At 45.7% G+C, this 254-nt stretch carries 1 protein-coding gene; it reads left to right on the top strand.

The window, feature by feature from the left end; genetic code table 11:
• Positions 1–254, top strand: a 254-nt coding sequence (locus WS40_RS11125; RefSeq protein ID WP_046442360.1) for a hypothetical protein, incomplete at both ends; no start/stop codon positions are given.

Here is a 254-nt window from a genome sequence, read left to right as displayed (position 1 = left end):
CCGACCTGCACATCAGAGGGTACTGCTATAAAGACTTGCACAAAGTGCAATGCGACAGTTACAGAAACTATAGCAAAGACTTCACACAAATATGCTGACACAGTTGTTGCACCTACTTGCACTGCTGACGGCTACACTCTCCACAAGTGTTCTGTTTGCGGTACTTCATACAAGGACAACACAACTAAGGCAACAGGTCACAGCTACGGAAATTCTGTTGTAACAAAACAACCGACCTGCACATCAGAGGGTAC

This window comes from Ruminococcus sp. N15.MGS-57, from assembly GCF_000980385.1.
Classification (GTDB): Bacteria; Bacillota; Clostridia; order Oscillospirales; family Ruminococcaceae; genus Hominimerdicola; species Hominimerdicola aceti.
The sequence above is the reverse complement of the archived record's forward strand: the minus strand, read 5'-3'. Positions and strand labels throughout refer to the sequence as shown.